The following is a 7,027-nucleotide window of genomic DNA, read 5'->3' on the forward strand; positions in this document are numbered from 1 at the left end:
CCTCGAAACTGAAACGGGTCTGCTTGGCGTGCAGGTTGAAGTTGGACACATCGCGATGGCTGCCGCCGACGGGCATCGACGAGGGAATGAACTGGTCCTCGTCACCGGCTGCCCGTGAATCGGCGATGGCATCGAGCTTGGCGTAGCCGCCGATGCGGATCACCGTGTCGGTGCCGGGAATGGCGAAGAAGCCCTTCAGGTCAGGATCGGTCGGGCCGGCCGCACTGTCCGGGCGCGAAGCCGCCGTCGAGGGGTCGGACACCGAATCACGCTGCGGCAGCACCGGCTGCGCGACGCCCGGTACCTGGGTGGGGTGAAGTCCTGAGCCTGCGCCGGCGCCGGCCACTGCGGGCGAGGCCGGCTCGGGCCTGGGCAGTGCTGCCGACGCCGGCTGCGGCGCAGCGACTGCGGCACTGTCCTCGCGCTGCTCCAGCCGGTCCAGGCGCTGTTGCAGGCGCTCCAGCGTCTGCCGCACGCCGTCGATCTCGCGCCGCAGCGCCTGTGCATCATCGGCTGCACCTTCCTGTGCCTGGGCAGGTGCTGCTGCCAGCACTGCCGCACACGCCACACTCAGTACCGCAACGCGCATTGCATTCTCCCCAAACGAACGATCGCGCGGCGCTGCCGGCGTGCGCATGCGCGCTGCCGGGTGCACACCCCGCCGCTACTGGAAATGCAGGTACTGCGTTGACGAGCGCTGACAGCCTGCCGATTGCAGGCAACAGGACGATGACACTGTCCTGCGGCTGTCGACGTCTTCGCCGCTGCGGCCGCGCTGCCGAAGAGGTAGCGGTCGCAGCGGTCTGGGTAGCAAGCGTGTGGTGAGAGTGTCGTGAACAGCACGTCGTGGCGCGGCGCTTTCAGCCATCGGCGAGGACGTGCGACATGCGCTGGGGTGCGGGATTTCATGCGCACCAGCGTAGTCATGATGTCGCTTTTGGCCTTGATCGCAATCAAGGCAGAAGTCTTGAACCAGGTCACGCTTCATCGGTGACACCGGCACGACGACTGCGCAGCCTGCGAAGCCGTCATGTCGCAGAATGCGACAGCACGACAGGCGCGTGCCGAACCCCGTCGGCACACGCCCCTGCGCGATCAGCGCGGGCCCAGCACCGTCTGCAGATCGGCACCCTGCGGCATGCCCGAACGACGCTGCACCTGACCCTGAGCATCCTGGAACAGGATGCCCGGCGTGCCCTGGAAGCCCAGCTTGATCATCAGTTCCTGGTTGGCATTGAGCTTGCCCGCCAGGTCCGGGCTGATCGTGGCGACCGGCTTGATGCCACCCTGCTCGAACTGGTGTTCGTTCTGCAGCAGCGCTGCAGTGGGGTCGCGCGCGGACAGGATCGCGGCCGCCTTGGCCGGGCTGTCCTCGCGGATCACCCCCACCAGCACGTGGCGCAACTGCACCTTGCCGGTGTCGACCCACGGCCGCGCCGCTTCCCAGAACTTGTGGCAGTAGGGGCAGTTGGCATCGCTGAAGGTGTAGACCACCCGCGGCGCATCGGCCTTGCCATCACGCACCCAGGCGCTGCCTTCCAGGTCCTTCCAGATGGCCGCCGACATCGGGCCGGACACCAGCTTTTCCACCGTGTCGGCGGCCACTTCATTGCCTTCGGCATCGAACAGGCTGCCGACCAGCACGTTCTTGCCATCGGCCGTCACGTAAGCGGCGGCCGGCTGCTGGCCATTGACCACACCCGCAAAGCCGCGCAGGCCACCCGGCGCGTCGAACTCGGCCATCACCTGGAAGCCATGCTTCTCGATGCCCTTCAACACCGCCGGGCGATCGCCCTTGGCGGCAGCGGCAGCCGCCGGCTGGGCGTCCGTCTTGCCCGGCGGGGTCTGCGCCTGGCTGCAGGCGGCCAGGGCCAACAGGGCTGGCAGGATCAGGGCCTTGTGCGCAAAGCGCGGGGAAATGGACAGCATGGAAACTCCGAAATGAAATGCCGCGGCAGGCTACCGCAGCCGACGCAGTTTGTGTTCAAGACCGGCGGCCGTCAGTTCGCCTACGTGCAGTTCCTGCAGGCGCCCCTGGGCATCGAAGAACAGGGTGGCGGGGTAGGCCTTGACGCCCAGTGCGGTGGATGTGTCGGATGCTGCGTCCAGCAGCACGTTGTGCAGCGAAAGCCTGGCGCTGGACAGAAACACCTGGACATCTTCGGCAGTTTCGCCCTGGTTGACGAAGGCAAACTGGATCTGCGGATGCGCCTGCTGGGCCTGCGCCAGCACCGGCATCTCGCGCCGGCACGGGCCGCACCAGGTCGCCCACAGATTCAGCACCAGCGGGCGCCCCCGATACTGCTGCAGCGGTCGTGCCTGCCCTTGCAGATCCACCGTCTGTGCGGCTGGCAGTGGCATGTGCGTGCCCTGCCACTGCGAGATGACCAGGCCACCGGCGGCCCACAGCAGCACACCCACGCCTGCGCTGCAGAGCACGGACAGGCGCAGCGACGGGTGCCGGCGCAACGCCCACAGACCCCAGCCGGCGCCCGACACCAGCGCTACGGGCAACGAGTATCCACCGTCGGCAATCTGCAGGACTGACCAAGGCGCCTGCCGATACAGCTCGAGATGCGCGGCAATGAATACTCCCCTGCCGCACAGCAGGCCGAGCAGCAGCATGTCCAGCACCAGCCCGGCGGCAGACGGTTCCGCAGCAGCACGAGGACGTGGCCACAGCCGTGCCAGCGCCATGGATGCCAACAGCGCCAGCAGAATCACGATCACCGGCATGGGTACCGGCCCTACACTCGACATACCCGTTTCAATCCACGACAGCACACTGCATGTTCGAAGCCGCCCGCTGCAAACGCAAGGGGCGGCCCGAATGCACGCGCACGGCGCTGGTTCAAGCCGCGTTCCGCCGCATCTGCAGTTCCGGTGACGGCCGCAACCCGCGTACGGTAGCAGTCGCTGCTGCGACAGCCGCGCGCTCGCGTCGCTTGTTGCAGCACACGTGGCGTCGATAATTGGCCGGCGTCATGCCGATGATGCGAAGGAACAGACGCCGGAACGCGCTTTGATCGGCGTAGCCCACGCCCCAGGCAACCTCATCGATGCTGGCCCCCTGTTGCAGCATGGCCTGGGCCTTGGCAATGCGCAGCCGCTGGCAGTATTCGATCGGTCGCAGCCCCGTGGCTTTGAGGAAGCGCCGCTGCAGGGTGCGCGGCTCAAGCCCTGACATCTCACAGATGCTGGTGAGCGTGGCGCCCCGTGCCGCCGTGTTATGCAGCCAACGCTGCGCCTTCAGCACGTCGCGGTCACCATGGGCAAAGTTGGCGCTGAAGCGCTCCAGGTCCTGCTGGATCGCCACTGGCACGGTGATGCCCAGCTGCGCCGCCACCTCGCTCGCCACCCCTTGGCCGTGCAGGCGGTACAACAGCCGCAGGCCCATGTAGCGCCACGCCTGGGGACCGCCGACCGTCAGCACATCGCCGTCGTCTACCAGCGCCCGCTCACTGGGCGCCCAGCTGGAAGGCTGCCCCTGCAGGCCGGGATAGCGGCTCAGATCGGGTCCAGATACAGTCCGGCCTGCCAGCAGGCCGGCGCGTGCCAGAACCCCTACGCCATCGCCGGCGGCCGCCAGCAGGCTGCCGCCGTCGTAGTGCGCGCGCAGCCAGTCCAGCAGGACATCCTCGGCGCGCAGTGCTGCCCCGGGGCTGACCAGGGTTGGCAACGCGATCACCGCCGGAATCGCCGCATCCAGCATGTCCGCACCCGCCAGCCGGTGCACACCGGTATTGCTGGCCGGCACGATCCAGCGGGTGACCAGCACCCGTGGATAGGCGCGTTTCTTCTGCTGGGCCAGGCGATTGGCAATGTGTGCCATCTCGGCCAGAACTGACGCTGCCGAGGGATCACCGCCCGGATATTCCACCACTGCAACTTCCACGAATCCTTCGCTATCAAGTGCTTCCACAGCCCCTCCTCCTTTCGTTCAGGCCACCCAGCGGCCGGTACAAGCGCAGGGTAGAAACGGCCCCGGAGGCAGGGCTATGAAGAAAGTTGCAAATGTCCCTGAATGAGGTGCGCCGGACCCAAACCCTTGACTCTGGACCAGACTCAAAGGTTCACAATGGCGCCAGAACCACAGAGGAGTGCGCCATGAACATCGGTCAACTGGCCCGCCAGGCAGGCGTGCCGATCGACACGGTCCGCTATTACGAGCGCCAGCACCTGCTGCCGACCGCGGCACGATCCGCAGGCGGTTACCGCATCTTCGGCGAACAGGACCTGCGTCGCCTGCGCTTCATCCGCCGCGCCAAGGCACTGGGTTTCAGCCTGGAGGAGATTGCCGAACTGCTGGCGCTGAGCGACCGCCACGCGCAGGACATGGGCAGCGTGCGCGACACCGCGCGCGCGCGCCTGGCCGACATCGAGCAGCGCATGGCCGAACTGCAGCGCATGCAGGCGGCGCTGTCGCAACTGGTGGATGCCTGCCCCGGCCACGGGGCACTGGAACAGTGCCCGATCCTGGCCGCCCTGACCGAGGACAACGCATGAACAGCCCCCATTCCGGGCACGCCCACAGCCCTGTCCATCACGCGCCCGCCGCCAAGGGCAGCTGCTGCGGCGGCGCGAAGAAGACGGCCAACACGGTGAAGGACCTGGTGTGCGGCATGAACGTTGACCCGGGCACCACGCCGCATCACGCCCAGCACCAGGGCCAGGACTTCCACTTCTGCAGCGGCGGCTGCCGGCAGAAGTTCATCGCCGACCCGCAGCGCTATCTCGACCCGGCGTCCTACATCGCACCGGAGGTGCCGGCCGGCACGCTGTACACCTGCCCCATGGACCCGGAGATCGTGCAGGAAGGCCCTGGCACCTGCCCCATCTGTGGCATGGCGCTGGAACCGATGATGCCCAGCCTGGACGAGGGCGAGAATCCGGAACTGACCGACTTCCGCCGCCGCTTCTGGGTGTCGTTGCCATTGAGCGTGGCGACCATGGCGCTGGCGATGCTGGCGATGACGCCGCTGCTGCACGCACTGTCCCCCACCCTGCGGGTGTGGATGGAAGGTGCGCTGGCCACGCCGGTGGTGCTGTGGGCGGGCTGGCCGTTCCTGCAACGCTGGGCGCAGTCGATCCGCAACCGCAGCCCCAACATGTGGACGCTGATCGGCACCGGCGTGATCGCCGCCTATGGCTACAGCGTGGTGGCCACCGTCGCCCCGGGGCTGTTCCCGCCGTCATTCCAGCAGCACGGCCACGTCGGGGTCTACTTCGAAGCAGCGGCGGTGATCATTTCGCTGACCCTGCTCGGCCAGCTGATGGAGCTGCGTGCGCGCGCCAAGACCTCGGCGGCGATCAAGGCCCTGCTGGGCCTGGCGCCGAGAACGGCGCGGCGCATCGAGGCCGACGGCAGCGAGCAGGACGTGGCGCTGGTGCAGGTGAAGGCCGGCGACCGCCTGCGTGTGCGCCCCGGTGAGAAGGTGCCGGTGGATGGACGCGTGCTGGAGGGCCGTTCAACGCTGGACGAATCGATGCTGACCGGTGAACCGGTGCCGGTGACCAAGCAGGTCGGTGACAGCGTGATCGGCGCCACGCTGAATGGCTCGGGGGCGCTGGTGATCGAAGCCGAGCGCGTGGGTGATGACAGCATGCTGGCGCAGATCGTGCAGCTGGTGGCGCAGGCGCAGCGGTCGCGCGCACCGATGCAGCGCATGGCCGACCGCGTGGCGTACTGGTTCGTGCTTGCAGTGCTGGCGGTGGCCGCACTGACGCTGGTCGGCTGGGGCCTGTTCGGCCCGGAACCCTCGTGGACCCACGGTGTGCTCAGTGCCGTGGCGGTGCTGATCATCGCCTGCCCGTGCGCACTGGGCCTGGCCACGCCGATGTCGATCATGGTGGCCACCGGCCGCGCTGCGCAGCACGGCGTGCTGTTCCGCGATGCCGAGGCGATCGAGGCACTCGGCAAGGTCGATACGCTGGTGGTGGACAAGACCGGCACGCTGACCGAGGGCCGCCCCGCGTTCGACACGGTACGTGCCACCGACGGATTCGACGGCACGGCGCTGCTGCAGTGCGCCGCCAGCCTGGACCAGGGCAGCGAGCACCCGCTGGCCGCCGCGATTGTTGCCGAAGCGCGCGCACGCGGCCTGGCCCTGCAGGCCGTGGAAGACTTCGATTCGATCACCGGCCTGGGTGTGCGCGGCCGCGTGCAGGGCCGCGCACTGCTGCTGGGCAACACCGCGTTGATGGACGGCGAGCAGATCAGCGTGACCGCGTTGCGTGAGGAGGCCGATGTGCTGCGTCGGCGCGGTGCCAGCGTGATGTACCTGGCGGTGGACGGACAGCTGGCCGGCCTGCTGTCGGTGGCCGACCCCATCAAGTCCACCACCGCCGAAGCCATCGCCGCGCTGCACCGCGATGGCCTGCGCATCATCATGGCCACCGGCGATGGCGAACTGACCGCGCAGGCGGTGGCGGCCACGCTGGGCCTGGACGAGGTGCACGGTGAAACGCGGCCGGCCGACAAGGCCGCCCTGGTGCAGCAGCTGCAGGCGCAGGGGCGCGTGGTGGCGATGGCCGGTGATGGCATCAACGATGCGCCGGCGCTGGCCAGTGCCAACGTCGGCATCGCCATGGGCACCGGTACCGACGTGGCGATGTCCAGCGCACAGGTGACGCTGGTGAAGGGCGATCTGCGCGGCATCCTGCGTGCGCGCCAGTTGTCGCGGGCGGCCGTGCGCAACATGCGGCAGAACCTCGGCTTCGCCTTCCTCTACAACGGCCTGGGCATTCCGGTCGCGGCCGGCGTGCTGGTGCCCTGGGGCATTTCGCTGTCGCCGATGCTGGCAGCAGTGGCCATGAGCCTCAGTTCGGTTTCGGTGATCAGCAACGCGCTGCGCCTGCGCGCGCAGCGTCTGCCGGGTGGCTGACACGGGCGTCGCAGACAACGTGAAGAAAAGTGCAACAAACGCTTGCCAACCTCCGGGGGCACAGCTATTATTTCGCTCCTCAGCGACGTGGGGCCATAGCTCAGCTGGGAGAGCGCCTGCATGGCATGCAGGAGGTCAGCGGT

At 68.0% G+C, this 7,027-nt stretch carries 5 protein-coding genes and 1 pseudogene; 2 read left to right on the forward strand and 4 right to left on the reverse strand.

The features are described from left to right. From RTY46_RS19290 to RTY46_RS19305, 4 genes and pseudogenes are all read right to left on the reverse strand, one after another. Positions 1-589, reverse strand: a pseudogene (locus tag RTY46_RS19290) (porin); the annotation flags it as partial. A gap of 506 nt (positions 590-1,095) precedes the next feature. Further along, positions 1,096-1,929 carry a thiol:disulfide interchange protein DsbG gene (dsbG, locus tag RTY46_RS19295; protein ID WP_312710386.1) on the reverse strand — a complete coding sequence of 278 codons (834 nt, stop codon included), beginning with the start codon at positions 1,927-1,929 and terminating at the stop codon, positions 1,096-1,098. A gap of 30 nt (positions 1,930-1,959) precedes the next feature. Then, on the reverse strand, positions 1,960-2,760 hold the full coding sequence (locus RTY46_RS19300) for a TlpA disulfide reductase family protein (protein WP_312710388.1): 801 nt from the start codon (positions 2,758-2,760) through the stop codon (positions 1,960-1,962). A 91-nt stretch (positions 2,761-2,851) separates the two neighbouring features. Beyond that, positions 2,852-3,922: a helix-turn-helix domain-containing protein gene (locus tag RTY46_RS19305; protein ID WP_312710389.1), complete on the reverse strand. Its 1,071-nt coding sequence runs from the start codon at positions 3,920-3,922 to the stop codon at positions 2,852-2,854. A 185-nt stretch (positions 3,923-4,107) separates the two neighbouring features. Between RTY46_RS19305 and RTY46_RS19310 the strand changes: the two genes are divergently transcribed. Both RTY46_RS19310 and RTY46_RS19315 read left to right on the forward strand, forming a co-directional pair. After that, positions 4,108-4,506: a heavy metal-responsive transcriptional regulator gene (locus tag RTY46_RS19310; protein ID WP_312710391.1), complete on the forward strand. Its 399-nt coding sequence runs from the start codon at positions 4,108-4,110 to the stop codon at positions 4,504-4,506. After that, positions 4,503-6,884 (forward strand): heavy metal translocating P-type ATPase, encoded by a 2,382-nt coding sequence (locus RTY46_RS19315; protein ID WP_312710392.1) that lies wholly within the window; start codon positions 4,503-4,505, stop codon positions 6,882-6,884. Before RTY46_RS19310 ends, RTY46_RS19315 begins: the two co-directional genes overlap by 4 nt. Positions 6,885-7,027: the final 143 nt, after the last annotated feature.

The organism is Stenotrophomonas sp., from assembly GCF_032056425.1.
Lineage (GTDB): Bacteria > Pseudomonadota > Gammaproteobacteria > Xanthomonadales > Xanthomonadaceae > Stenotrophomonas.